Source organism: Tenacibaculum sp. MAR_2009_124 (assembly GCF_900105455.1).
Taxonomy (GTDB): Bacteria; Bacteroidota; Bacteroidia; order Flavobacteriales; family Flavobacteriaceae; genus Polaribacter.
The window spans coordinates 893,066-917,197 of record NZ_FNSF01000005.1 but is presented as its reverse complement, the minus strand read 5'-3'; the positions used below and the strand labels follow the sequence as shown (position 1 = coordinate 917,197).

Annotated in this window: 27 protein-coding genes and 2 tRNA genes; 9 read left to right on the top strand and 20 right to left on the bottom strand. The window is 30.4% G+C overall.

The window, feature by feature from the left end; all coding sequences use genetic code 11:
• Positions 1-55 precede the first annotated feature (55 nt).
• Positions 56-1,951 carry a hypothetical protein gene (locus BLW23_RS14725; RefSeq protein WP_093671148.1) on the bottom strand — a complete coding sequence of 632 codons (1,896 nt, stop codon included), beginning with the start codon at positions 1,949-1,951 and terminating at the stop codon, positions 56-58.
• A 181-nt stretch (positions 1,952-2,132) separates the two neighbouring features.
• On the opposite strand from BLW23_RS14725, the gene BLW23_RS14720 reads away from it, so the two are divergent.
• Positions 2,133-2,366: a hypothetical protein gene (locus tag BLW23_RS14720; RefSeq protein WP_093671146.1), complete on the top strand. Its 234-nt coding sequence runs from the start codon at positions 2,133-2,135 to the stop codon at positions 2,364-2,366.
• On the opposite strand, the gene BLW23_RS14715 is transcribed toward BLW23_RS14720, so the two are convergent.
• From BLW23_RS14715 to BLW23_RS14705, 3 genes are all read right to left on the bottom strand, one after another.
• Positions 2,363-2,614, bottom strand: a complete 252-nt coding sequence (locus BLW23_RS14715) for a hypothetical protein (RefSeq protein WP_093671144.1) — start codon at positions 2,612-2,614, stop codon at positions 2,363-2,365. The two genes, BLW23_RS14720 and BLW23_RS14715, sit on opposite strands and share 4 nt — an antisense overlap.
• 5 nt (positions 2,615-2,619) lie before the next feature.
• Positions 2,620-2,925 carry a hypothetical protein gene (locus BLW23_RS14710; protein WP_093671142.1) on the bottom strand — a complete coding sequence of 102 codons (306 nt, stop codon included), beginning with the start codon at positions 2,923-2,925 and terminating at the stop codon, positions 2,620-2,622.
• A 235-nt stretch (positions 2,926-3,160) separates the two neighbouring features.
• Positions 3,161-3,478: a hypothetical protein gene (locus BLW23_RS14705; RefSeq protein ID WP_093671140.1), complete on the bottom strand. Its 318-nt coding sequence runs from the start codon at positions 3,476-3,478 to the stop codon at positions 3,161-3,163.
• A gap of 341 nt (positions 3,479-3,819) precedes the next feature.
• On the opposite strand from BLW23_RS14705, the gene BLW23_RS14700 reads away from it, so the two are divergent.
• Positions 3,820-4,245 (top strand): helix-turn-helix domain-containing protein, encoded by a 426-nt coding sequence (locus tag BLW23_RS14700; RefSeq protein WP_093671138.1) that lies wholly within the window; start codon positions 3,820-3,822, stop codon positions 4,243-4,245.
• On the opposite strand, the gene BLW23_RS14695 is transcribed toward BLW23_RS14700, so the two are convergent.
• The 9 genes from BLW23_RS14695 to BLW23_RS14655 all read right to left on the bottom strand — a co-directional run bounded on the left by BLW23_RS14695 (position 4,242) and on the right by BLW23_RS14655 (position 11,576).
• Positions 4,242-4,502 carry a hypothetical protein gene (locus BLW23_RS14695; RefSeq protein ID WP_093671136.1) on the bottom strand — a complete coding sequence of 87 codons (261 nt, stop codon included), beginning with the start codon at positions 4,500-4,502 and terminating at the stop codon, positions 4,242-4,244. The two genes, BLW23_RS14700 and BLW23_RS14695, sit on opposite strands and share 4 nt — an antisense overlap.
• 2 nt (positions 4,503-4,504) lie before the next feature.
• Complete coding sequence (locus BLW23_RS14690) at positions 4,505-5,305, bottom strand: hypothetical protein (RefSeq protein ID WP_093671134.1); 801 nt, start codon at positions 5,303-5,305, stop codon at positions 4,505-4,507.
• Positions 5,298-5,480, bottom strand: coding sequence for a hypothetical protein (locus BLW23_RS14685; protein WP_093671132.1), 183 nt, complete (start codon positions 5,478-5,480; stop codon positions 5,298-5,300). The genes BLW23_RS14690 and BLW23_RS14685 overlap by 8 nt, the downstream gene beginning before the upstream one ends.
• Positions 5,481-5,554: 74 nt before the next feature.
• Complete coding sequence (locus BLW23_RS14680) at positions 5,555-6,778, bottom strand: hypothetical protein (protein ID WP_093671130.1); 1,224 nt, start codon at positions 6,776-6,778, stop codon at positions 5,555-5,557.
• A 38-nt stretch (positions 6,779-6,816) separates the two neighbouring features.
• Positions 6,817-7,005 carry a hypothetical protein gene (locus BLW23_RS14675; protein ID WP_143032190.1) on the bottom strand — a complete coding sequence of 63 codons (189 nt, stop codon included), beginning with the start codon at positions 7,003-7,005 and terminating at the stop codon, positions 6,817-6,819.
• A 380-nt stretch (positions 7,006-7,385) separates the two neighbouring features.
• On the bottom strand, positions 7,386-8,600 hold the full coding sequence (locus tag BLW23_RS14670; protein ID WP_143032189.1) for a tyrosine-type recombinase/integrase: 1,215 nt from the start codon (positions 8,598-8,600) through the stop codon (positions 7,386-7,388).
• A 120-nt stretch (positions 8,601-8,720) separates the two neighbouring features.
• Positions 8,721-8,794: transfer RNA gene (locus BLW23_RS14665), tRNA-Ala, on the bottom strand.
• 180 nt (positions 8,795-8,974) lie between these two features.
• On the bottom strand, positions 8,975-11,251 hold the full coding sequence (gene katG / locus BLW23_RS14660) for a catalase/peroxidase HPI (protein ID WP_093671124.1): 2,277 nt from the start codon (positions 11,249-11,251) through the stop codon (positions 8,975-8,977).
• Positions 11,252-11,492: 241 nt separating this feature from the next.
• Positions 11,493-11,576 (bottom strand) — tRNA-Leu (locus tag BLW23_RS14655).
• Between the two features lie 124 nt (positions 11,577-11,700).
• Here BLW23_RS14655 and BLW23_RS14650 point away from each other — a divergent pair.
• The 3 genes from BLW23_RS14650 to pth all read left to right on the top strand — a co-directional run bounded on the left by BLW23_RS14650 (position 11,701) and on the right by pth (position 13,939).
• Positions 11,701-12,642, top strand: coding sequence for a ribose-phosphate pyrophosphokinase (locus tag BLW23_RS14650; protein WP_093671122.1), 942 nt, complete (start codon positions 11,701-11,703; stop codon positions 12,640-12,642).
• 21 nt (positions 12,643-12,663) lie between these two features.
• Entirely contained in the window at positions 12,664-13,239 is a 576-nt protein-coding gene (locus tag BLW23_RS14645) for a 50S ribosomal protein L25/general stress protein Ctc (protein ID WP_093671120.1), read from the top strand.
• A 133-nt stretch (positions 13,240-13,372) separates the two neighbouring features.
• A complete protein-coding gene (gene pth, locus BLW23_RS14640; protein WP_093671834.1) occupies positions 13,373-13,939 on the top strand; it encodes an aminoacyl-tRNA hydrolase in 567 nt (188 codons plus the stop codon).
• A gap of 186 nt (positions 13,940-14,125) precedes the next feature.
• Here the strand turns inward: pth and BLW23_RS14635 are convergent, their stop codons facing one another.
• From BLW23_RS14635 to BLW23_RS14625, 3 genes are all read right to left on the bottom strand, one after another.
• On the bottom strand, positions 14,126-14,575 hold the full coding sequence (locus BLW23_RS14635; protein WP_093671118.1) for a 6-pyruvoyl trahydropterin synthase family protein: 450 nt from the start codon (positions 14,573-14,575) through the stop codon (positions 14,126-14,128).
• Between the two features lie 180 nt (positions 14,576-14,755).
• Positions 14,756-15,304: a hypothetical protein gene (locus BLW23_RS14630; RefSeq protein ID WP_143032188.1), complete on the bottom strand. Its 549-nt coding sequence runs from the start codon at positions 15,302-15,304 to the stop codon at positions 14,756-14,758.
• Positions 15,305-15,306: 2 nt separating this feature from the next.
• The gene (locus BLW23_RS14625) at positions 15,307-15,681 is read right to left on the bottom strand and encodes a hypothetical protein (protein ID WP_093671114.1); all 375 of its coding nucleotides are present in this window, start codon (positions 15,679-15,681) and stop codon (positions 15,307-15,309) included.
• Between the two features lie 174 nt (positions 15,682-15,855).
• On the opposite strand from BLW23_RS14625, the gene BLW23_RS14620 reads away from it, so the two are divergent.
• The 3 genes from BLW23_RS14620 to BLW23_RS14610 all read left to right on the top strand — a co-directional run bounded on the left by BLW23_RS14620 (position 15,856) and on the right by BLW23_RS14610 (position 18,370).
• Positions 15,856-16,725: an AraC family transcriptional regulator gene (locus BLW23_RS14620; protein WP_093671112.1), complete on the top strand. Its 870-nt coding sequence runs from the start codon at positions 15,856-15,858 to the stop codon at positions 16,723-16,725.
• A 151-nt stretch (positions 16,726-16,876) separates the two neighbouring features.
• On the top strand, positions 16,877-17,779 hold the full coding sequence (gene bla / locus BLW23_RS14615) for a class A beta-lactamase, subclass A2 (RefSeq protein WP_093671832.1): 903 nt from the start codon (positions 16,877-16,879) through the stop codon (positions 17,777-17,779).
• 195 nt (positions 17,780-17,974) lie between these two features.
• Complete coding sequence (locus BLW23_RS14610; protein WP_093671110.1) at positions 17,975-18,370, top strand: (deoxy)nucleoside triphosphate pyrophosphohydrolase; 396 nt, start codon at positions 17,975-17,977, stop codon at positions 18,368-18,370.
• Between the two features lie 277 nt (positions 18,371-18,647).
• On the opposite strand, the gene BLW23_RS14605 is transcribed toward BLW23_RS14610, so the two are convergent.
• From BLW23_RS14605 to BLW23_RS14590, 4 genes are read right to left on the bottom strand one after another with little or no spacing between them, the layout of a single operon-like run.
• Entirely contained in the window at positions 18,648-19,562 is a 915-nt protein-coding gene (locus BLW23_RS14605; protein WP_093671108.1) for a response regulator, read from the bottom strand.
• Entirely contained in the window at positions 19,559-22,150 is a 2,592-nt protein-coding gene (locus BLW23_RS14600) for an ATP-binding protein (protein ID WP_093671106.1), read from the bottom strand. Before BLW23_RS14600 ends, BLW23_RS14605 begins: the two co-directional genes overlap by 4 nt.
• Complete coding sequence (locus tag BLW23_RS14595) at positions 22,150-23,358, bottom strand: DNA cytosine methyltransferase (protein ID WP_093671104.1); 1,209 nt, start codon at positions 23,356-23,358, stop codon at positions 22,150-22,152. Before BLW23_RS14595 ends, BLW23_RS14600 begins: the two co-directional genes overlap by 1 nt.
• 5 nt (positions 23,359-23,363) lie before the next feature.
• Entirely contained in the window at positions 23,364-23,561 is a 198-nt protein-coding gene (locus BLW23_RS14590) for a helix-turn-helix domain-containing protein (protein WP_093671830.1), read from the bottom strand.
• Between the two features lie 229 nt (positions 23,562-23,790).
• Here BLW23_RS14590 and BLW23_RS14585 point away from each other — a divergent pair, with 229 nt between their 5' ends.
• A complete protein-coding gene (locus BLW23_RS14585; RefSeq protein WP_255362805.1) occupies positions 23,791-23,925 on the top strand; it encodes a hypothetical protein in 135 nt (44 codons plus the stop codon).
• Positions 23,926-24,132 lie beyond the last annotated feature (207 nt).

The following is a 24,132-nucleotide window of genomic DNA, read 5'->3' as shown; positions in this document are numbered from 1 at the left end:
ATTTTTTAGAGGTAGTTTTTTTGTTGACCATAGGTTAATTAGGTTAGTAGTTATTTTATGCGAAATTTTGGTTATTGTTATTAATTAGGCTTGATAGCTGCAATAAATAGTCATGAGGTAAATTATCCTTTACGTAGTTATAGAGCTCCATATCCGAATAACTCCCCATTTCGTATTTTTTTAGTGCCTTAGCCAACTTCTTTTGATTATTTAAGCGGTTGTTTCGCTTATTTGCTGACAGTACCTGAGTTTGCTTTTCGGTTTTTCGTTTCTCCTGGTATTTCAAATGAGATTTCCAAACAGAATGGAGTCCATAAAACCCAATTTCATTAGATTTTTTTCTAGTTGCATCGAAATACTTGTAAGGAAATAAAGGAGAAACTTCACTTTTTCTAAACCAATCATTTGCCCACTTTAACAACCATCTATACTTCTTTACATGTTCTATTTGAGTAGCCTTGTGAAGGACCACAATAGAATTTTCTGAACTTTTTTGTGCGAATAAAGAGCTTTCGTTGAGTCTGTTAATGGTTTTCTTCCATTCACCAACAAACACACCTCTATTCTTCCAAATTTTCGCCCATTGTTTTACGAAGTCCTGAAGCAATACTGCTCTAAATTCTTCGCGATCAACCATCGGGTTGTTTTCGATTTTTTTTAATTGCTCATATCTTAAACCCTTGTAATCATCGTAATGGCCAGCAAACAGTTTTTCAGCAAGTATTTGATCGTCTTCAATTTTATAAATGAAATTTCGAGCTTGGTTTTTTTGTTTTTCACTGTATTTCTTGGCTTCCGAAACCTCTTTTTTCAAAAAATCGGGGACTAAGTTTTTAATTTTTTCCGCGCCAAGTGTGTTTTTATTATTCTTCTCTTTGGTGCTCTTGTAAAAAACAGGGCTGCTCACGTTTCCCTCCAGCATCGAACCGCATTTGTTCTCAACTATGCTCTTTGCATAGTCTTTTATTTCTTTTCCTTTTTTACAAAAAGAAAAAGACTCTTTATTATCAGGTAAGTTTTTCTTAAAACCACCTAAAAGCTGTTTATTTTCAGGCGTTTGAGAATTTGGCGACTTCCCGTCCAGAATTACCAAAATTTTCGAATTAAAATTTACCTTAATAGGTTTCTTTTGGTTAACTTTTATATAGTTTATTAAGACACCAGCTTCTCGAAGTCTTTTAACATGGTTTTGAGCGGTTTTTTTACAAATATCAAGCCTTGGTATGCTTGCTATTTTATGAGTGGCTAATTTCCTATGATCTATTTCTAACTTAGGTAAATCGTTTTTAAATACACTTGTAGGCTTGTTTATGTTCATTAAATACGCATTACGCCTTTTTAATTGCCCTACATAAAAACCTATTAAAACATGAAATATTAACTCACTTTGATACTTAATTTTTTGTACAAGCCTTTTAGGAATGATAGGTTCTCTTTCATTCTCACTTTCTGCCAGATCATTGTAATCCTTCACAAAGAGACACTTATTTTCTTTGTAGAAGTCCTTTTTAACCTTCTTTTGTATATCGGAAAGCTCGCTGTTTTTAAGGACTGTTTTTTTATTGTATTCCCTGATATCAACATTATCAGTTTCTGCCTTTTTATTGTATTCATAAACAAACTTTCGGTAGTTATCCATGGTAGTTTTTAGAGCTTCTCTATCTAAAAACGGATAGTTTATGTAGGAATAATACTTCTGGGGGCTTTCAAATTCAGTTCCCTTTTTAGTAATATAAAAACCATGAGCATTATTAAATTCCTCAACCTCTTTATTATACTGATTGTTTGTAAGTTTTCGTAACTGGGCGTTGTCTTTAAAATGCTTAATTGCAGCTTGAACAACAGGAGAAATGGATGTCTGTTTGAGAAATTCGTGCACCCTTATATTGTAGGTGCCAATTTTCGAGAAAACGGTAGTGTTTTCTGAAGTATTTTTAGTAGCTTTGGTCATGATATTTAGGTCATTTATTTATCTAATTATCTGATTCGTAAAAGTGGTCGGAGCTGCAATTCGGGCCACTTTTTTTTGTTGTAATTTCTACACAATCAACTACTTCTATTTCGTTGACATTCTTTGGTTTTGTTTTCATATTATTTATGTATTTTTAGTTTACTTATATTTTACTGTACTTATGATTAAATACGAAATTAAAACTGGTAGTGCCTTTCTTAATGAAAAAGCCAGAAACCAGAGAGATTTAGCCTATAAACCCGAATTAAAAGGTATGAGGTGTAACTCATGTTCTTCTGATACTATTGTTAGATTTGTTGAGTCTGATTTAAAGTATGTTAAAGCAGAAATACATTCTTGTTGTTCAACTTTTGACATGAGAATCCGACAAAAACTATGGCCTAATAAAAACTAAGGACTTAGCAACTCCTTGGGGCGTTGAACAAAATAATTTTTATCCGCTTTACCATTTACCTGAAAAAAAGTAACTAATGTATTTATCGGATAAATTGATGTTCGAATAATTAGTTGGTGTTCGAACTTTTCAGTCCCTTCAAATTGATAAAAAACACCAAATGAATTATGATAAACTTCAATTTTTATTAACTCTCCTGGAATAATAAAATCCTTTTCTTTTGGAAATGAAAATACTTTTGTTTTCATATTATTTATGTGTTTTTAGGCTTACAATTCTGTCCAAAAAAGGCTACTATAGATTGTGAAGAAATATCTTTCGGGCATGAATAAAGGACTTCAGGAACTCGATTCAGAATAAAAATTAATTCCTCCGTATTTGAATAAAACATATCTTTTATTAAAACGGTACCATTTTCTTGATGTACACTAACCGATTTTACATGTTTTTTTGGTTCTTCGAAAAGTTTAACCAACAAATTTTTAAACTTAAAATGTTTTGATAAATTAGTTTGTTTTACCAGTTGAAATCTCGAAAAATAAGGATGTTCTTCTATCATGATAAAAGGGTATTACTTCATACTATAATTGCTTTTTTATTACTTATTGCATTTTTAAATAGTTTAAAGTAAAGAGGCTACATTAATAGTAGCCCCTCCTAACCAAAAATCAAGGTAAAAACTAACTACTCTAAACTATGTCAAAAATGTTGTTAAAAGCAACTCGCAATAAAAGCCTCTATCGGAGTTGCTTTTTTGAAGAATTAATTATTCTTCCCATTGGTATTTTTAAAGGTTAAATCATTAACCTTGCTCGTTCATCTAATATTGATTGCTCGTTAAACTTTTGGGTACTTGTTCTACTAGTACCTGGATCATACTTTATTAAAGTATTAGGATCATTAAGTTGTTTATCGAGCCAACGTCTAGAAACACCGTGTTTCTCCTTCAATTGCTTCCTTGTAAGCAACTTATGCCTTTTATCGACCTGAGATTCTAGACTAATTTTTCTAAACATATCGTTTAGTGCCTTTTTTTCAACAACCATTAAACCAGCCTCATTAAGGTAGTTTACAAACTTTTGTGTTTCTTCTATGGATATTGAATGATTCATTTTTATTTTTCATTTATTTAGCAGAAAGAATCCCTTCAACGAGCCCCCGCTTAATATCAGGGATGCCTTCTAACTAAACCTTAACCAAAACTTACTTAGGGAAATTATTTTGTATAAAGAAAAAAGCAACTCACGGCCAAAGATCAATTGTGAGCCGTGAAATTGCTTTCTGTTACCCTCCGTATTTAAAGGATTTGTATATTTTTGTATGTTGATCTTATTTAACACTGTACTTAAGTTTTTTAACTATATTTGTTTGGTACAGGTCAAATATACAACATAAAGTTAGTAAAACAAACTAAAGTTAGTTTTATTTTGTTTTGCCTATTGCAATACAACACATGGTTATATCTGAAAGAATAAAACTTATTATAGATTATTTGGGTGAGAACAAAAGCACCTTTAGCAAGAAAATTGGTTTAACCAATAACGTGACAATAGGAAGAATAGTCAATGAAGGAAGAAACCCTTCGTACGAAGTTTTAAAAAAAATATGTGAAACTTATCCAAATATTGACACAAAATGGTTGTTAACTGGAGAAGGCAGTATGATTTTATCTAAATCCTCAAGCTTATTTGATGAAATGGATAAAATAGAACTTCTGAATTTCTTAATAGATAATAATGAAGAGCTTATCCAAGATGTTAATTTCAGAAAGTACTTTCAGATGAATATGGAATTACTTCTTTTTGACGAAGAAAAAGAAAAAGCAAAAGAAGCCATAGAGAAACTTAGAACCTATAAAAAACTTAAAAATAAAAATTAATTAATAATACTCTTTATTTCTTCTTCGCTGTAATAGCTCGGATCTTCTTCTAGAATTTCGTTCAATACCTCCAATCTTATTCTATATTTGCGATAATTGCTCCTACTTTCCTTGATTGAACTCAACCTGTTATCTAGCTTTTTAATTACATCCTCCTTAATAATTGCCTTCGATTCCTCCTGGTACTCTTCTTTTTTGTCTTTTTCTATAAATTTAGTACGAAAAATCTCCTTAACAAACTTTCTTAATTTTTCCATACCTACAAATCTTTAATAGTTTCTTTTAAATCTGAGTCGAATTCATCCAATAAATCATCTACCTTCTTTTCCTCATCGCTGATTTTGACACCAACTCTTTCCGCAAATAATGATTTAACCCCCAACTCATGAACATGTATCGTTTTTACTCTCAAAATGAATTTAAGTAAGTTTTTGATTATTGCATCTTTGTATGAATAATACTTTACAAAAAAATAAGTGAAAATTGCTGATAGCAAAGCACAGATTAAAATTAACATGAAATAATTACTCCTATCAAAGTCTTTATGTGTTAAAAAGATCAAGTGAATTAGCCAAAACAAACTCACAAAAATTCCTGAAAAAGAAATAAAATGCATCCTAAACGTACTACCAATAGTTATGTCGTGATATAAAGATTTACAAGCAAAAAACAACCCTAAAATTACAATACCAAACATAAACACCCATAATCTAAAACTACTCCTTCCTCTAAAAGAATGATCTATATTAATTTGTGCTTTTTTCTTTGTGTATTGTCTTAATTCAGTTCTTGAATTTTCATAATGATTTTTATAATCCACTGAGAGTTTCATCGCTAGCTTAACAATGGAGTCTCTATTCTGAATGGTTTTAATTTCTTCATTAAAACCTTCAATTAGTTTTATATTTCCATTGTCTCTCTTTTGTATTATTTTTTTATATGTCTTTTTATGGTCAATAGCATCATTGGATTTAGGAGGAAAGAAGATATGAAGTAAAGACATTGTAACAATTAAAAATGATACAATGCCCAATATTACTCCTTTTATTTTATTACTCATTACCTGTTTCGTCGTCAGGATCTGTGTCGACGTTTGGGTCTTCTGTTGGGTCGACAAGTTGTAATTGGCTTTGTTCTTCATTTCTAATTTCTAATTCTTCTAAGCTATTATCTGTACAACTATTTAATGTTACTAAACCTGCTACTAATACGAAAACTAATGCTAATTTTTTCATTCTGTTACTCTTTTTAAATTAATAATTATTTAAGAGTAAAAGTAATAGCTAATTAAGTATTTCGTTTAATTATACTAAAATATTTGGTTTAGTTTAACTCCAATAGTTTTCAATTGTTTTTTACCAACTTTTAATCCATAAGTATACTTCTCTCTAGTTACAATTTCTCCGCTGTCTAAATGAATAAGTACTTTTGCTTTCTTTGTACCTCTCAATTTGTAGGTAGGAAAAATTGCACTAACCTTTTTTACCTGATTGAGTTTCCATGAAGGAGAATAGCTAAACTTTTCAGCTTCATCTACGACCTCATATATAAAGTCTTTTAAATCACTAATTTTAAATTTTTCTAACAGAGCGTAAATTCTGTCCTTTTCTCCTTTAAGTTTTCGCTTTTCTCTTTCTTTTTTCTCCTTATTTCTTATAGCTTCTTCCTTTTCTCTTTCTTTTTTCTCTTTTTCTTTTTCTTCTACCTCTTGGAATAACGGAGAGTCTTTTTCTACTTTAAATGATCCTGAAATCTTTTTCATATTTCCATCTTCAATAATTCCGAAAACCTCGACATAGCCTAATTTTTCAAAAAAATCCTTGTCAGGCTTAACACAAATAGATTTATAAAAATTTCCTTCTATAATTTCTTTTTTGAGTTCTGATTTCAAACTAGACAGACTAGACTCTTTCATCTTATATTTCTGAGCGGGTCCAATTATCTCAGAAACTTTAACTTCAATTAAATTGTCTAGTTCTTCCTCTTCTTCTCTATTTTTTTTAATTGCCTCAATCTTAGCATTAAATTCTTTTATGGGCAATACAAAATTAATAGCCTTTGTACTTCCTCTTAATGTAAAAGTCAAATCATTACTTCCATAATTATTCGAAATTCTTATAGAAATTTTTGAAGCAACCTTGAGTTTTTCAACAAATTCGTATTTACTTATTTTATACTTAGAATTAGCTTTGGTGAATTTATTCAAAAAGACGTTTTTCCCACCTGAAGATAGACTAAATGAATCTGTAGAATAAATTATACCTGGCTCGCTATCAACAACAAATTTAATTTCTGTTTTATTTTTATCCTGAAAATATCCCGCCCCTGAAATATATAAATTAAAATCTTCAGAGTCTCCAAATTTATTTATTACTAACTGAGGATCATTATAGGGAAATTCTGAACCTTTTCCTGTTATATAAGAAGTTTTATAACTACCGTCAAATTCAGATTTTCCAGATTTATATTTCCAGTTTTGTGAATTAACATTTAAAGTCGTGATTAACAAAAAGAGCAATACTACTTTTTTCATTTTATTATATTCTGTTTGGTTAGTTAGTTTTTCGTAAATTATCCTTCTTCACTATTGGTATAATGCTCCATGGGTCCTTCAACTTCATTGAGCTGAATTCCTTCACTATTTTCAAAATAATTAATGGAAATATTAGTGTTGGGGGTAATTTTTCGGACAACAGAAGTAGCTCCAAAAACAGTAAAAGCCCCAAATAGTAGTAGTATTAGCAGGGTGTTTTTATACATTTTTTTTCTTAATCTTTTAAAAGATTCGCTAAGTAAAGTAATCTTTTTCATAGTTCCTTACGGGCATCCGTAAAACTAGCAAATAATTTCTAAATATTTTAAAGCAAAATCCTTTTAACTAAGTTACAAAGCTAGGTTTTGAAATGTTAAATAAAAACTAGTAAAAACCCTTATTAACACCTAGGGTTATTACTAGTTGTTAATAAAGGTTTTTAGGTGTTTGAACAAAACGAACATAGTTTTAGTTTTGCATCAGCTCGAAAGTTTTGACTAACCAAACTAATAACTTTTGCAAAGAAAAAGACACTTGAAAACAAGTGTCTTTTTTATTCAACGTCTTTAGACTTTTAGCTTGGGTGAAATTTAGATAAAAATTTCTATTATTCCGTAGATATTATTTTCAAATGGTTTTTATCTCTTACTTTTTGAGGATACACATCTTTATACACCATATCAATATCATCACGCTCGTGCCCCATTAAGGTTCTTAATATATCTGGTTCAATAAACAACCTTGATCCTATAGTCGCAAACGTATGCCTTGAAACCTTGGTTCCGAAATTTGCACCCATTGGTTCAACGTTAATTTCATAATCTTTCTGAATTCTCAATAAATTAGTAAGAACTCTTGAATAGAAAGTTTTATACCCTGTATAATCTTTCCTCCAGGGAAAAACAAAGCGATCGTTTTTCATCCTATACTTATCTATAATCTTTGCTGCTTTTGGGAATATTTTTAAATCAAACTGGTATCCGTTTTCGTCTAGTTTACCACGAGTAAAAAACACTCTTCCTTTTGCTATTTGGAAGTTTTCTAAAAAGTATAAATCTTTAAAATCTACACCACCCAAATAAAACTGGAGTAACCATAAATCCAAACATCTTTGTCTACCAAAAGGTAACCCTTCAATATCCTCTAAAATCTTCAGAGTTTCTTTACTTATATGCTTCTTCTGTGTTCGGTTACTTTTTACCGTTATTCCCTTAAAAACACCTTCAAAAGGCTTTTTATTTTCAATCAAACCTCTTCTTGCAGCTTCATTATATAAAGCACGATACGATTTCATATAAGCAGCAATGGTGTTTTTTTTATTCCCTTTACTAAACTGCCAGTTTTTAAAATTAGAAAGTAACGTATAATCAATCTCACTAAACATCAACTTTTTTCTAAAAACCTTCATTTGTGCAATAGCTGCAGCATAACTATTTGCATTTCCAATTTTTTCTAATCCTTTGTCATCAAGTTTCTTTTTTAATTCACCAATATAAAACTCAGAAAACTCATAAAAACACTGCGTAGTTACAGTTTCTTCTTCTCCTTTTAATTTAAGCTTAATATATTCAAAATTAATACTTGGATCATCAAGAGCCATAAAAAGCAGCTCTTCAAGTAATAATTTTTTCTTTTTTATGTAGAGAATATCTCTTTTGTTGTTTAGGGGTTCTTCTTTTTTGAAATCCCATTCATCTTCAAAAAAATTAATTCCAAGTGAAAAGGGTTTTTTATCACCTTTATGCGATAACTTTACAACAACAGGAAATCCGTCTTTCCTAAGCTGACCTTTCTTTGTATCAAGTACTAACCTACCCTTCATAAAAATTTCTCCTTTTTTTCTCCTTTTTTGGTCAAAAATAGCCAAAATCAGCCTTATTTGTACAAAGATAACAAAACTTATAAAACTAAAAACCCCCAGTATTACTGGGGGTTTGAGGTGTGGAGAAGGCGGGGCTCGAACCCGCGACCTTTTGACTGCCAGTCAAACACTCTAGCCAACTGAGCTACATCCCCATTTTTCATTGAGATAATTTATCTCTCAATATATTTGTAAGCTAACTTACGTGAGTAAAAATACAATTCTTTCTTACAAATAAAAAAAATGAAGCGAGATAAATTTATCTCGCTTCCTATTAGCCATACCCTTCATTCCATTTCTAATCTGACCTATATCAGAAACGATCTACGTGTTACTTATGATTTTACATCAAATCGATCTAAGTTCATCACCTTTACCCAAGCGTTCACAAAATCGTTTACAAACTTCTCCTTAGCATCACTACTAGCATATACCTCGGCAATTGCTCTAAGTTCAGAATTAGAACCAAAAATTAAATCTGCTCTGGTAGCTTTCCATTTTACGTTCTTAGTCGCTCTTTCTTTGCCTTCAAATTCAAATTTATCTTCAGAAACTGGAGTCCAAGATGTTTCCATATCTAAAAGGTTCACAAAAAAATCATTTGTTAACACACCAGGATTATTGGTAAGCACTCCGTTTTTCGAGTTGTTAAAATTCGCATCTAATGCTCTCATTCCTCCTACTAAAACTGTCATTTCAGGAACTGTTAACGTAAGTAATTGCGCTTTGTCAACTAATAATTCTTCAGTTTTTAAAGTATATTTTTTCTTTTGATAATTTCTAAATCCATCAGCCATAGGCTCTAATACTTCAAAAGAACTAGTGTCTGTTTGTTCTTGCGACGCATCCATTCTTCCAGGTGTAAATGGTACTTCAACACCATATCCAGCTTTTTTTGCTGCTACTTCAACCGCTGCCGAACCTCCCAAAACAATTAAATCTGCAATAGAAACTTTCGTTTCATTTGAGTTATTGAAATCTGATTGTATTTTCTCATATACTGCCAATACTTTCTTCAATTGTTCAGGATTATTACTCTCCCAATTTACTTGAGGTTCTAAACGAATACGTGCTCCATTAGCACCTCCTCGTCTATCCGATCCGCGATAAGATGAAGCAGAAGCCCAAGCAGTTTCTATCAATTGATTTGCTGGAATTCCAGAGTTTAAAATTGACTTTTTTAATGAAGTTATATTTCCTTTAGAAATTACTTTTTCAGCAGCAGGTATTGGATCTTGCCAAATAAAATCTTCTTGAGGGATTTCAGGTCCTAAATAGGTTGTTTTAGGCCCCATATCTCTGTGTGTTAATTTAAACCATGCTTTTGCAAAAGCAGCATCAAACGATAATGGATCATCTAAAAACTTTTGACATACTTTCTTATACTCAGGATCAAATTTCAATGCTAAATCAGAAGTTAACATAGTTGGTCTATGTCTTACATTTTTATCGAAGGCATCCGGAAAAACCTCACCTACATCTTTTGCAGCCCATTGATGCGCTCCTGCCGGACTTTTAGTTAATTCCCATTCATTGTCAAATAAAGTATTTAAAAAAGCATGACTCCATCGTGTTGGTGTTGGTGTCCAAATAACTTCCAAACCAGAAGTAATTGCGTCTTTTCCTTTACCTGATTTATAAGTACTTTTCCACCCTAAACCTTGTTCTTCAATTCCTGCCCCTTCAGGTGAAGCTCCAACATTATCTGCTGATCCGGCTCCATGTGTTTTTCCAAATGTGTGCCCACCAGCAATTAACGCTACAGTTTCTTCATCATTCATTCCCATTCTTCCAAAAGAAATTCGAATATTCTTTGCTGAAGCTACTGGATCTGGGTTTCCATTAGGTCCTTCAGGATTTACATAAATCAATCCCATTTGAACCGCTGCTAACGGATTTTCAACTTCTAAATCTAATTCTCCTTTTTCATTCAACCTTCTACTTTCTAACCATCCAGATTCTGATCCCCAATACACATCTTCCTGTGGAACCCAAACATCTTCTCTCCCTCCAGCAAAACCAATTGTTTTTAGTCCCATAGATTCAATAGCAACATTTCCAGCCAAAATCATTAAATCGGCCCAAGAAATTTTCTTTCCATACTTTTGTTTAATTGGCCACAATAATCTTCTGGCTTTATCAAGGTTTCCGTTATCCGGCCAACTATTCTGTGGTGCAAAACGTTGTAAGCCCATTCGTGTTCCTCCTCTTCCATCACCTGTTCTGTAGGTACCAGCACTATGCCAAGACATTCTAATAAATAATGGCCCATAATGCCCGTAATCTGCTGGCCACCAATCTTTAGAATCGGTCATTAATTTTGTTAAATCAGCTTTCAAAGCTTTATAATCTAACTTACTAAATTCATCAGCATAACTAAAACCAGTTCCCATGGGGTCAGTTAATGCTGAGTTTTGAGCCAAAACATCTAAATTTAGTTTATTCGGCCACCAATCATTATTCAATTTCTTTTCAGAAATTTGTTCTTTTTTATGTCCTTTGTCAAATCCAAAAGGACATCCACCTCCTTCTTCTTTCTCAGTTTGGTTTTGTTTACCATTGCATGAGAAGAATAGAATTGCAACGAATGCACTTAATACTATTTTCTTCATTTTTAAACTATTAATTGATTTACCCAAAACTATATATAATTAAACTATAACTTATTTAAAAACTATAGATATAAACTATATTAAAATACACAAAATCAATAAAAAGTTATAAAACAATCAATTACACGATAGACTTAAAAAACAATAGTTTTAGATAACTAAATTAGCAAGTAGAACTTTTATTAAAAGTTATTTCTAAAAAAGAAAAAATCCGAGTAAAAACTCGGATTTTTAATTTCAGTACCAAAGGTGGGACTCGAACCCACACGTCCTTGCGAACATTGGATTTTGAATCCAACGTGTCTACCAATTCCACCACTTTGGCGTTTTAATTGAGATTGCAAATCTATAAAATATTTTAGTTAATTCAATAAATTACTTTCAATCTCTTAAAATAGTTTTATTTTTGCCAGCATATAACAACACATACAAAAAAACACATTCAGTAAATGCTTGCAAATCAATTAAGTCCGAAAATTTTTGCTTGTTCTCAAAGTACAGAATTAGCAGAAGAAATTGCAAAGAAATTTGGAATTGAACTAGGTAATGTTAACATATTGCGCTTTAGTGATGGCGAATTTCAGCCTGCTTTTGAAGAATCGGTAAGAGGGCGAAGAATATTTATTATTGGCTCTACCTTTCCTAATGCCGACAATTTAATGGAAATGTTATTAATGTTAGATGCCGCTAAACGTGCATCTGCAAGACATATAACAGCTGTTATGCCTTATTTTGGTTGGGCTCGTCAGGATAGAAAAGACAAACCGAGAGTTGCTATCGGAGCAAAATTAATAGCAAAACTTTTGGAAGAAGCTGGAGCTACACGAATTATGACCATGGATTTACATGCTGATCAAATTCAGGGGTTCTTTGAAAAACCAGTAGATCATTTATTCGCTTCTTCAATTTTCTTACCATATGTTGAGAGCTTAAAGTTAGATAATTTAACGGTAGCTTCTCCAGACATGGGAGGGTCAAAAAGAGCATATGCCTATTCTAAGTTTTTAACAAGCGATGTAGTAATTTGTTACAAACAGCGTAAAAAAGCAAATGTTATTGGTCATATGGAACTTATTGGTGATGTTACTGGTAAGAATGTAATTCTTGTCGATGACATGATTGATACTGGTGGTACATTAACTAAAGCGGCTGATTTAATGATAGAAAGAGGAGCTTTAAGTGTACGTGCAATTATAACGCACCCAATTCTTTCAGGCGATGCTTACGAAAAAATTGAAAAATCAAAACTAACAGAGCTAATTGTTTCAGATACAATCCCTTTAAAAAAGCAAATATCTAAAATAAAAGTAGTATCTTGCGCCACTTTATTCGCAGATGTAATGCACAAAGTGCAAGACAACACATCAATTAGCGATGAATTTTTAATGTAATTTAATTTAAATAAAAAAGTAATGCAATCAATTACAATCAAAGGATCTCAAAGAGAAAGCGTAGGTAAAGTAGCTACTAAAGCCCTACGTAATGCTGGAAAGGTTCCTTGCGTATTATACGGAGGAGACAAACCTGTACATTTTTCAGCTGAAGAAAAAGCATTTAAATCATTAGTTTATACTCCAAACGTTTATACTGCGACGATTGAACTTGACGGACAATCATACACAGCTGTTTTACAAGACATTCAGTTTCACCCAGTATCTGATAACATTTTACACGTTGATTTTTATCAAATATTTGAAGATAAGGCAATTTCTATGGAAATCCCTGTTCATTTAACAGGAACGTCTAAAGGAGTTATGATCGGTGGTGCTTTACGTCATAATTTACGTAAATTAAAAGTAAAAGCGTTACCAGCTAATTTGCCTGATTTTATTGAAGCGGATATCACTGAATTAGAAATTGGTAACAAATTATATGTTACTGAATTAGCAAACGACAAATTTACTATTTTGCACCCAGACAATACTGTTGTTGCACAAGTACGTATGTCTCGTAATGCTGCAAAAGCAACTGACGAAGCTGAAGCTTAAAAAATATCTTATCATAAGTAAGAAAAAAAAGCGTTACACTTGTGTAGCGCTTTTTTAATTTTAACGCATGGCTATTTTCAAATACTTCAAAAATTTATTTAATCGTCCGGAAACACTTGATAAAGAAATTCAAATGAAAAAATTTTTAATTGTAGGTCTTGGTAATATTGGTGAAAAATACGACAACACTCGCCATAATATTGGGTTTAAAATTGTTGATGCCTTTGTAAAAGAACATAGTGGTAGTTTTGAAACGGAAAAGTTAGGTGATATAGCTACCGTTAAGGTTAAGGGAAAAACAGTTACTGTTTTAAAACCCAACACTTATATGAATTTAAGTGGTAAGGCAGTGGTTTATTGGATGAAAAAAGAAAACATCCAGGTAGAAAATTTACTCGTTATCACGGATGATTTAAACATCGATTTCGCTAAAATTCGCATTAAAGGAAAAGGAAGTTCTGGTGGACACAATGGCTTAAAAGACATTCAAGATAAGTTTAATACAGGAGCTTACCCACGTTTTCGATTTGGTGTAGGATCGCAATACAGAAAAGGAAATCAGGTTGACTTTGTATTAGGTACATGGAGTAAGGAGGAAGAAAGCGTTATGATTGAACGTATTCCATTTAGTGTAAATGCTGTAACTTCATTTATAACAGCTGGCCTAGCAAATACAATGAACGAGTTTAACGGTAAGTAAACTTCCGTCAATATTATAAATAAAGAAGAGCGAGAAATTTCTCGCTCTTCTTTATTTTATTCCTAAAATTCTTTTGAAGGTTCTTACTTCATATTGATAAAATTGGCATAATAATTTAACTAACATACTCTCGGTTTTATTTAATAGGTAACCAAAATCAGTAAAGTATTACACGAAATCATCATTTTAATTGTCCTCTTCATACCATTCAGCAAAACTAGTTTCTGTTTCTTGTAGCTTTAATGAATGTAATTTTATGTTATCAGGAAGTCGTTTTTTAATTTTTTTTGAAAAATCAATAATCATCATTTCACTTGTAGGCTGATAATCAACTAAAATAACATGATGCCCTCTATCGCTAAGTTCTTTTGCTAATTCAACATGCGGTGTGTTTTTATTAAACACTGTAGCATGATCAAACACATCAACTATTTCCTCTTTAACAATCTTTTTAAGATCGCCAAAGTCAATGACCATTCCAAACTTCACATTCGTAGAATCACCAATAGGTTTCCCTATAACCGTTACAGATAATTTGTAACTGTGTCCATGAACATTTTTACACTTTCCATCATATCCATAAAGTGCATGCCCTGTTTCAAAGCTAAATTGCTTTGTTATTCTAATATTGTTCACTTTCTTCTAAACTTTTTGTTACTCCTGTATTTATTATAAAAATATACGATAGCAACTAAAAATGCTAACCCCGCAAATAAAAAATTATCCATTTTTTAGTATTTTATTTTCAGGTTCGAAAGTACAAATTTGATTTCAATTTGCTGGGCTTTTAACGCTTTATAAAGCTTTTTCGATGTTTTAAAAGTTTATTCCAAGTTCTAATTCATATCCAAATTCTTTTGATATAACATCGGAATTTATAAAATGTTGATTAAAGTTAATTCCAAAAACAAATCCAAGTTCTTTCCATGGTATAAAACGTACTCCTTGGTTAGCCTCAAAACCAATTAAAAACTTACCTCTGGTTTTATCTTGAAGATTTCTTGTTTTTTCATATCCAAAAGGAATATTAAGTCCAACACCTGCATATATTCCTTCATGGATTTTTATATATCCATCCAAACCAGCTCCCAGTACAAACCTATCTGACGATTTAAAACCTCTTTTTTTGAGCGTTCCTTCTTTTAGCCTATAGTTACTATAAGAAAATCCTGCTGGGATGATAAAATCATCTGAGGAATCAACAAATTCGGAGTACTTGAATTTATAACCTTCGTAATTCTTGCTAAAAATCCTTTGTACAGCAACGACATGAATTTTTCTTTCACTCGGTTTCGGAGGAATGTTCTCTGTTTGAGCATTCAAAGGAAGAACTCCCATCAATAATATTAATAATAAATAGCGCATTTTTATTTTTTGTAGTGAAATAATATTTCTTTTAAATCTTTTACATCATACCAAAGTATCAACGAGTTATTTTCCTTTTTAACAACGACTACTTTGAGTGAATCCTTATTTTCATCAGTAAGTATAATTGTATTTTTATTTTTCAAAAACTTCCATGTTCCAAAATCAATCTTTCCTTCAGATTTCGATTCAAATGACATATTTTTTTCTAGAAGTAAATAATCTCCATTGTCTTCACTTGTTGGTTGATGAAACTCTCCTTGTACTTCATATTCATTTAGCTCCCATTTTCCAAACAACTGGTCTTTAGCATTTTCTTGTGAATATGCATATCTACAAGTAATTAATAGTAACATTAGTAGTGTAGCTCGAAACATAATTTTATAGTTTATATATTTTTCAAGTGCAAAACTATGATCGTTTTAAGCGTTGCATTTGTTCATTTAGGACAATTTATTTTTCGTTTTTTCTGTCTTAAATGAACAAACTTTTAATATATAAGCTCCTTAATTTTGTTTCGAAATCACACTTTGTGAGTTAAATTTGTTATTGTGAAAAACTCAACTCAATTAGAAAGGTATCAAAGGTTACTGAAGTTTCTTGAAGAGAAATTTAAATCGAGTATTGAATCGGAAGATATTGAAGCCATTTCTTTTTATTCCTATCGAAACATTAATAGAATTTTTTTAGCACTGCAACATGAAACTATTGGACAATATATCAAAAGAAGGAAACTCGAAAAAGCAGCTGAGTACATAAAATTTTCTGATACCGAAATTTCTGACATCGCCCTTGATATTGGCTATGGAGATGTTGCTGCTTTTAGCAAAGCTTTTAAAAAGCATTTTCGATGCACACCTTCACGATTTAGAAAATCGTTTGATCTACAACAAAAAATCACCAACGATCTTATAAAAGCTAAAGAACAAAAAGAAATAGATCCATTACTTTTTGAAATTAAAACACTTCCTGCATTTACAACCTTATTTCTCCAATATCAAGGGTCTTATGAAAATACTAAAGGCATAAAAAAAACTTGGAAACAGTTAATAAAGTATGCTTATGACAACAAATTATTACATGAAAACACCATTTTTTTAGGTGAAATTTTAGATGATGATGAGATCACAGAATCTATTTATTGCAGATACAACGCAGGAATTATCTTGCCTGAAAATTGTGATTTTAAACCAAAAGGATTGTTTGGGGTAAAGGAAATTTCTTCTCAAAAATATGCGAAGTTTATTCACAAAGGAAGTCATGAAGCTTGTTTTGAATCGTACAATCAAATATATGCACGTTGGATATTTGATGTACAATTAGAATTTGAAGACAGCCCTATATTAGAGTTTTATATCAATGATGATGATACTACCCCTGAAAAGGATTTAATAACTGAAATATACATTCCTGTGGTTTAACCCTTTCTATTCCATTAAAATAACTACAACCTTAGATTTACTTTTTTATTTCATATAAATCATTAACCTCTGAACCTCGCGTTTTTTGCTTAATTTTAGCAGTATTAATAATCACCTAAATTACTGTATGATTCATACTACCACTACTAAAATGAGAAAATCAACTCTTATTCTATGGTTATACTTATTGACATTCAACTCTATCAATGCACAATCAATTGATCTTTTGAAACAACAAATACATAAAGTTCTCAAAAACAAAAAGGCGCATGTTGGAGTTGCAATTGAAGGAGTACATCCAAAGGATATTGTTTCTATTAATGGTGATGATCATTTACCTATGCAAAGTGTCTTTAAATACCATTTAGCTTTAGCAGTACTTCATCAAGTTGATTTAGGAAAATTTGATTTAAACGAATCAATTTCTATTGACAAAAAAACTATTGCGAAGTACAATCATTTATGGAGCCCTTTGCGAAAAAAATATCCCAATGGTGCCAAAGTAACACTAGCCGAAATAATTAAATATACCGTTGCCTGGAGTGATAATATAGGTTGTGATTTACTTTTCGAGCTTGTTGGAGGGCTAAAAGCAGTAGAAAACTATTTACATAAAATAGGCATTAAAGATATTGCTATTGTTCACAACGAAATTAATATGCAAGCACAATGGGATCGTCAATTTGAAAATTGGACTACTGCAAAAGCCGCAAATAAAACTTTAAAACTGTTCTATAAAAATGCTAACAATCTTCTAAGTAAGAAAAGCTACAATTTTTTACTGGATGTTTTAAAAGGTACTCAAACGGGTAAAAAAAGTATTCGAGGTTTTTTACCAAAAGACACAATTGTAGCTCATAAAACGGGACATTCTGGAAAAAATAAAGAAGGTTTAACAGGCGCGGTTAATGATATTGGAATTGTGTTTTTACCGAATGGTTCTCATTTTTATTTAAGTGTTTTAGTCAGTAATTCAACAGAGCCTGATACAACAAATCAGAAAATTATAGCTGAAATAGGTAAACTAGCTTGGGATTATTTTAAGAATAAATAGATCTTTTAAACAACATCTTAAAGTTCGGTTAAATTCAAATAATGTATAGTACTGGGTCCATTAATTGAAGTACATATTCATTGAGTATGTAATCTACCTCTACAATAAAAAAACTTTCTATATTTTAGCATTTACGTTGGATACAACCCAATCAATTAATACAATCTCCCAAATAAGTAAAAGAAACTAAATTAAATGAAAAAAGTCGAAGTAGTTGCAGGTATTATCTTTTATGAAGACCAAGTTCTATGCGTCCAAAGACCAAAAAATAAACTCCTTTATATTTCAGAAAAATTTGAATTTCCTGGAGGAAAAATAGAACAAGGTGAAACCAGAAAAGAAGCTTTAAATCGTGAACTAAAAGAAGAACTGAGTATCTCTGTAAAAATAAAATCTTTTTTTCTCACTGTTGTGCATAAATACCCAGATTTCGAACTAACAATGCACAGTTTTCTATGTCATGTCGACTCAAAAAAACTAACACTTAATGAGCATATTGATCAAAAATGGTTACATATAAACGAGCTTCGTCCACTTGATTGGGCAGCTGCAGATATTCCTATCGTAGATAAATTAGTGGCAAATGAATAATCTAATACACGATTTTACGCAGAGCCTTAATACTGGTTATATTGATAAGTCTATTTTGTCTAATCTCGAATATCAGCCGGTATTACTTGTTAATCAAAAAAAACCTCCAAAAAAGATACTAACCACCGTTCTAAATGAACTTGAAAATTATTACTCAATATTTATTAGTTTTTGCAATGTTATCTACGAACGACACTGCTTGCTAAATTTAGAGTAAAACTCTTTTAAATTTGTGAGCCACGAAGAAACTTTAAATGTGCTTAAACTTGTATGTTGGCTATAATTTACTATTGATTTCTTCTAATTCTTTTCTGAATTCAATTAATGATTTCCTTATTTTTATACATTCAGATTCGTTAAATACGATTTCTTTACCAGTAGAATAACTAATCAAAACTTTTTCTCCATCTCTAATTTCCTCTTTTACGTGTGCAAAATTATTTCTAACAGAAATTACACTCTCATCATATCGAGAAAAAAATTTTTCTTTGCCAATCGGGTTTTCAGAGGCTTTTGTTTGTTTGTAAAGTTTGTTAATACATTTGGCCTTATGAAAAGTAGTAAAAATTCTAGAATCACTTATTTTGTCATTAATGTTATTGTTCTCATCATTGGCTAATTTTGTGTTTTTTTTTATAGTGCTTTCAACTTCCGATTTAATATAATCCTCATAAGTTTCTTTATGTTCAGTTAATAGCATCTTATTTATAATTTCAAGCATTAAATTGTCTAAGTCACTTGTCTCAGCCATTATTAAACCTCTTATAGGGTTTACTTCTTGTACCTTTTTTATAGTACTTAAAATAACTTTTTCAGCTTTTCCAATAAATTCAGTTCTTGGACTTGTATATACTCCTTCAAACCCATTTTCTTTTAATTTGTCTCTAACAGATTCAATATCTGAAGAATAAAATATTACATCGGTTAATATAGAATTGTCGTCTTGACTTCTTATAAACTCAATAATTTCGCTTCCATAAACTTTATCATCTAAATTGAAATCAATGAACATTATATCATATTCTTTTAGATGATTATTCTGATATTCTGCTTCTACTTCCCCAAAATTTCTACATAATTTAGATTTTACTTCAAAACCATTATCATCTAGAAAATCATCGATTAGTTCAAGATTTGCTTCATAATATTGCTTGTCATCCTCAACCCATAATATATTATAACTTATTCTCATTTATTCAATGTGATTTTTAGTTCAAATCCATTCGTATATTCTGGATTATGAATTATTTTACCGTTTAGTTCTTCTTCAACTATTCTTTTAACGTGACTTAAGCCAAGACCAGAACCTCTTGTTGTTGTTATACCTTCTTCAAAAATAATACTGCTATTTAAATCTTTATTTAAAGGCTCTCCAATATCTTTAATAGAAACAGTCAAATTATTATTTGATATTGAAAAAGAGAAAATAGCTTTTTTCGCATTTTTCTTTCTTGAATTATTAAGGATATTATCAATTACAACTGTTAGTTCTATTGGTTTAAATTCTTTAATGAATTCAATATCAGAATCAATAAATTCCACATTAATTTTATGTAAGACTGTATAAGTTTTCTCTACATAGTTTTTTATAAATGAAACAATATTTTCCTTTGTTTGTAATGAAGCTTTTAAATAATTCGCTTTAGTAGTAAATCTTGTAATTGTTCCTATTTTTTCATTTGCTAAGTTAATTGCACTTATGAAGTCAATTAGCTGTGTTTTCGTTGGGATCTTATTTTTGTCAAGCTTTCTTTTAAGACTTAAAATTTTTGATGAAATAGTTTCAGAGTATACACCGATTATATGATTGGAGTCACGTAAATCTTTATATTCTATTGTTTCAGCTGATTTTATTAAGCTAATTTGTTCCTTCCTTTTTTGTTCTCTCTTTTCAGCTTCTTTTCTTGCTACTTCCTCTTTTTTCCTTTTTTCCTCTTCTTCCTTAGCTTTCAACTGAGCTTTTACTTTAGCTAATTCCGCTTGAGCTCTTTCTTTTTCTTTTGTTTCTGCTTTAAGTTCTGCTTTTCTTCTTTTTTCTTCTTCTTTTAAAGCTTTTCTTTCAGCATCTTTCCTTGCTTTCTCTTGCTCATTAGCTTTTTTTTCAGCTTGTTTTCTTCTCTTTTCTTCTTCTGTAACTCTTCTTTCGGCTTTTTCTTTTTCTTGTTTTAGCTTTTCGAAAGCTTGCTCAATATCGTAAACTTTATTTTGAAGTTTAGAATCATCAGTTTTATTAGCAATGTCTTTTAAATCAGAAATGAATTTAATTTGGGATTCATCAATTTTTTCATTTACTAAATCAATAAAGTCCTTATTGAAATCAATAATTTCAACATCTTTATTATTGCTTAAGCTTTTAATGATTTGAATAAAATCTATTTTACTACCTAAATTAGATTTTGCAACATCTATGTTTTCAGAGTCTTTATCTGTTGATAATTGTAGCTTATATTGTTCTGCTTTATCAGTATTGTTTCCAAAATATTTTTGTCTTTTAAATCCTTCACCCCAAAGTACTCCAACAACATATCTTTCCAGTCTTCTGTGAGCTAATTTAAAAGCATTCATTAATTCATAATAACCAGGAGTTTCTATTAAACCTCCATCTCTACTAGAAACTTCTTTGAATTGTTCTGTGTCGTTTGTAGAAATTGAAACTCTTCCAAATAAGTTTCTAGTTCCTAAAAATCTATTATAACCTTGTTGAGCTCTAAAATCTATACCCCAACTATCGTCTCCTTTTTCTCCAAAAGGTTGTACTCTAAAACCATTTTTGAATAGAAATATAGAACCAAAATGTAATGGTTGAATTCCCATTTTTAACGAGAAGTTGAGTTTAGCAGAACGATTTAAAAAATATAAATCAATTTGTAAGTTTTTAATGATTTTAAACTCTTTTGCAGGTTCTTTTGTGTGATAAATTAACTCTCCTCTATCGATTATTTTAGTTTCTATTTTTCCTTTTGAAATTTTGAATGTAATCTGAGAAGTCTTTAATTCTAAAATATCAAGGATAGCATTTTTTATAGAACCATTTACTTTATCTCTGTTGAAGTATTTTTTTCCCTTAATTTCTTTACTCCCAGTTGTGTAAACCCCATTTTTGTCTTCGCTTAATTCCTTTTTACAAATAATTTCAATATTGAAGTCATTTTTTTCAGAAAAAGGGTTTATTAGTTTTTCAAGAGAGTGTTTTAAAGCTAATATTCTCGTTCTATCCCATACATTGTATAAGTTAGAAATTTCTAAGATAGTTCCAGAATTAGAATTTTTAGGAAATTTTACAGTTTTATCAAGTGTATTGTGATTAACTTTTACAGTTTCAAATGTATTTTTTTGATTGGTTTCAAATTTAGACCAATCAATTTCTAATTCTTCTAATTTTGAAGAATCAATTTTTTTTGTTTTTATGGTAAGTACTTTTCCTAATCTATCACTGGAGAACCTACCAATACCTTTTGCACCAGCATAATGTTTTCTTTCTTGAATTATATCACGATACGATTCATTTTTGCCAGAATCATTATTGTCTTCAGAATTATCTTTTTTTGCTGAATAAGCGACAAATAACCATTTGTTTTTTAAATCATCTAAGGACATTCCTTTTCCATCATCCGAAATAATTAATTTATCATCCTCAATTGTAATGATTACATTTTTAGCAAATGCATCGTAAGAATTTTTAACTAATTCAAAAACGGCAATAAATTCATCAGTAATTAAATCCTTACCAATGATATCTTTTAAACCAGTACTTATTTTAAATTCTAATTCATTTCCCATTATTGAATTAGTTGTTTTAAAACCAAACCTGCTTGCTCTCCAAATAGAGGAGGAATAGCATTTCCAATTTGTGAATATCTTGGAACTTCTTGTGTTCTTCTTTTACCACCAGTTGTATATTTACCTTTAAATTGGTAAGTATCTGGAAATGACTGAATACGAGCATATTCGCGAACAGTCATAATTCTAGGTTCGCAATAATGTATATAATCATCAGGTAAAGTTGTTATTGTAGGAGTAGGCTTATTTGCGTCTAGAATTTTTGTGCTACTCTTTTTTAGGTTAAATCGTTCTTTATATGTTGCACTTGTCAAGTTTTCATTCAAAGCTATTTGAAACCTGTTTTTTACAACATCTGTATGTTTTGCAAATCTATGGCTATCAACTTTGCTTTCTTGCCTTTTGTATTTCCTAAGATATTTTTGATAATCTGATTTTATTTCTCCATAAATTCCAGCTTTGAAATTTGGAGTTTCAGACTCAATTACTCCATTAGATTGTAGTAAATCTGAAATTGCATTTTCTAAGGTAGGATTAATTGTAAGTTTTTTATTTACTAAAAAAGCTTCTTTGTTATTTTTAATTTCTTTAAAAAAAGTCTCTTCATTAAGGTTTGGAGTATTTTCAACAAAGCTATTTTGAATACCAACTAAAATAAATCTTGTTCTTTTTTGAGGAACTCCATAGTCTGCAAAGTTTATTAATTGACCTTTTACAGAGTATCCAACTTTTTCAAGTTCTTTTCTGACATAAATAGAATAGGCTTCACCTTTTGTGTTGTTTTTTTTAAAACCTTGAGTAAATCCTTTTACATTTTCAAAAAAAATTAATTTAGGTTTTACTAAGTCAATAAATTTCACGTATGAATTGATTAAATCATTTCTTGAATCATTTTCAATCCTTCTGCCTGCCATTGAAAAACCTTGACAAGGAGGTCCTCCTGCAACTAAATCAATTTTGCCTCTTAAAGATTTTAAATTTTTAGAATGATGCTCTATTATTTCATTAATATCGTGATGTTTTGGTTTTCCTAACCAATTAGGCCATTCAAAATGCTTTTTCTTTTTAATTAAATTATGCTCTAATGTTTTAAAAGCATCTTCACTCTTTTCAATAGCAAAAATTCCTTTCCAACCTGCATTATGTAATCCAAGTGAAAGTCCTCCGCAACCAGAGAACAAATCAATGTATGTCTTTTGGTTCTCCATATTTATCAATTATCTTTTGTAGAGTGCAATAATATTCTAACATCAACATCCAATATATTTGCAATCTTTCGGAGAACTTCAATACTTGGTTGTGCATTATTATTGCAATAGTTTGTTACTATTACATAACTTTTTTCAACCTTTTCAGAGAGCCAGGTTTGAGTCCTTCCTTGTTCTTTTAATACTTCCTTTATTCGATTCATTTCGACCATTTATAAGTCATTGTAAAGCTTTTTTATACAGTGAGGTAATACAAATTAGTACTGTATTTAAAGTGCTTTATATTATTACACGAAATTACAATATAAAAATATTTTGTAAAATATGATAAAACAACATGTATTTGTATTGTAATATATTAATATAAACAAAAGATATACCAAAATTGATTTAGAAGAGATTGTTTACAAACAATTAGAAAAATTAAATACAATGCACGATTTATTGATCATTTTGAAAGTTCAAAATGATTTGATTCAAAATATTAATCAAGCGCTTAGAGAAGAAATTAGTCAGTTCAAAGAGCAACAAATAATGTATCCAAGAAGGAGAATCTCAAAATCGTAAATTTTATTGGCATTGGGAAAAGGTAAGGACATTTTATTTTCAAACTGTAAGTAATTATAGGGGGTACACAGATAATCAAAAAGACTTTAACTTGAATATGCTTTCTTTGTTTATAATTTAGTTACTTAACTCTTATTTTCTGAATAAAAAAAACAATTTTTACCTCTTTTTCTCGCTTTGTCCTAAATAAACAAACCGTCGCTTTAT

What these genes read in the sequence shown, in the direction of transcription:
- BLW23_RS14720 (WP_093671146.1), top strand. Translation starts at nt 2,133, where the DNA reads ATGATTAAATACGAAATTAAAACTGGTAGTGCCTTTCTTAATGAAAAA.
- BLW23_RS14715 (WP_093671144.1), bottom strand. Translation starts at nt 2,614, where the DNA reads ATGAAAACAAAAGTATTTTCATTTCCAAAAGAAAAGGATTTTATTATT.
- BLW23_RS14585 (WP_255362805.1), top strand. Translation starts at nt 23,791, where the DNA reads ATGCACGATTTATTGATCATTTTGAAAGTTCAAAATGATTTGATTCAA.
- BLW23_RS14700 (WP_093671138.1), top strand. Translation starts at nt 3,820, where the DNA reads ATGGTTATATCTGAAAGAATAAAACTTATTATAGATTATTTGGGTGAG.
- katG (WP_093671124.1), bottom strand. Translation starts at nt 11,251, where the DNA reads ATGAAGAAAATAGTATTAAGTGCATTCGTTGCAATTCTATTCTTCTCA.
- BLW23_RS14710 (WP_093671142.1), bottom strand. Translation starts at nt 2,925, where the DNA reads ATGATAGAAGAACATCCTTATTTTTCGAGATTTCAACTGGTAAAACAA.
- BLW23_RS14625 (WP_093671114.1), bottom strand. Translation starts at nt 15,681, where the DNA reads ATGTTTCGAGCTACACTACTAATGTTACTATTAATTACTTGTAGATAT.
- BLW23_RS14725 (WP_093671148.1), bottom strand. Translation starts at nt 1,951, where the DNA reads ATGACCAAAGCTACTAAAAATACTTCAGAAAACACTACCGTTTTCTCG.
- BLW23_RS14595 (WP_093671104.1), bottom strand. Translation starts at nt 23,358, where the DNA reads ATGGAGAACCAAAAGACATACATTGATTTGTTCTCTGGTTGCGGAGGA.
- pth (WP_093671834.1), top strand. Translation starts at nt 13,373, where the DNA reads ATGAAAAAATTTTTAATTGTAGGTCTTGGTAATATTGGTGAAAAATAC.
- BLW23_RS14600 (WP_093671106.1), bottom strand. Translation starts at nt 22,150, where the DNA reads ATGGGAAATGAATTAGAATTTAAAATAAGTACTGGTTTAAAAGATATC.
- BLW23_RS14690 (WP_093671134.1), bottom strand. Translation starts at nt 5,305, where the DNA reads ATGAGTAATAAAATAAAAGGAGTAATATTGGGCATTGTATCATTTTTA.
- BLW23_RS14610 (WP_093671110.1), top strand. Translation starts at nt 17,975, where the DNA reads ATGAAAAAAGTCGAAGTAGTTGCAGGTATTATCTTTTATGAAGACCAA.
- BLW23_RS14605 (WP_093671108.1), bottom strand. Translation starts at nt 19,562, where the DNA reads ATGAGAATAAGTTATAATATATTATGGGTTGAGGATGACAAGCAATAT.
- BLW23_RS14680 (WP_093671130.1), bottom strand. Translation starts at nt 6,778, where the DNA reads ATGAAAAAAGTAGTATTGCTCTTTTTGTTAATCACGACTTTAAATGTT.
- BLW23_RS14650 (WP_093671122.1), top strand. Translation starts at nt 11,701, where the DNA reads ATGCTTGCAAATCAATTAAGTCCGAAAATTTTTGCTTGTTCTCAAAGT.
- BLW23_RS14685 (WP_093671132.1), bottom strand. Translation starts at nt 5,480, where the DNA reads ATGAAAAAATTAGCATTAGTTTTCGTATTAGTAGCAGGTTTAGTAACA.
- bla (WP_093671832.1), top strand. Translation starts at nt 16,877, where the DNA reads ATGAGAAAATCAACTCTTATTCTATGGTTATACTTATTGACATTCAAC.
- BLW23_RS14590 (WP_093671830.1), bottom strand. Translation starts at nt 23,561, where the DNA reads ATGAATCGAATAAAGGAAGTATTAAAAGAACAAGGAAGGACTCAAACC.
- BLW23_RS14675 (WP_143032190.1), bottom strand. Translation starts at nt 7,005, where the DNA reads ATGTATAAAAACACCCTGCTAATACTACTACTATTTGGGGCTTTTACT.
- BLW23_RS14705 (WP_093671140.1), bottom strand. Translation starts at nt 3,478, where the DNA reads ATGAATCATTCAATATCCATAGAAGAAACACAAAAGTTTGTAAACTAC.
- BLW23_RS14630 (WP_143032188.1), bottom strand. Translation starts at nt 15,304, where the DNA reads ATGCGCTATTTATTATTAATATTATTGATGGGAGTTCTTCCTTTGAAT.
- BLW23_RS14670 (WP_143032189.1), bottom strand. Translation starts at nt 8,600, where the DNA reads ATGAAGGGTAGGTTAGTACTTGATACAAAGAAAGGTCAGCTTAGGAAA.
- BLW23_RS14695 (WP_093671136.1), bottom strand. Translation starts at nt 4,502, where the DNA reads ATGGAAAAATTAAGAAAGTTTGTTAAGGAGATTTTTCGTACTAAATTT.
- BLW23_RS14645 (WP_093671120.1), top strand. Translation starts at nt 12,664, where the DNA reads ATGCAATCAATTACAATCAAAGGATCTCAAAGAGAAAGCGTAGGTAAA.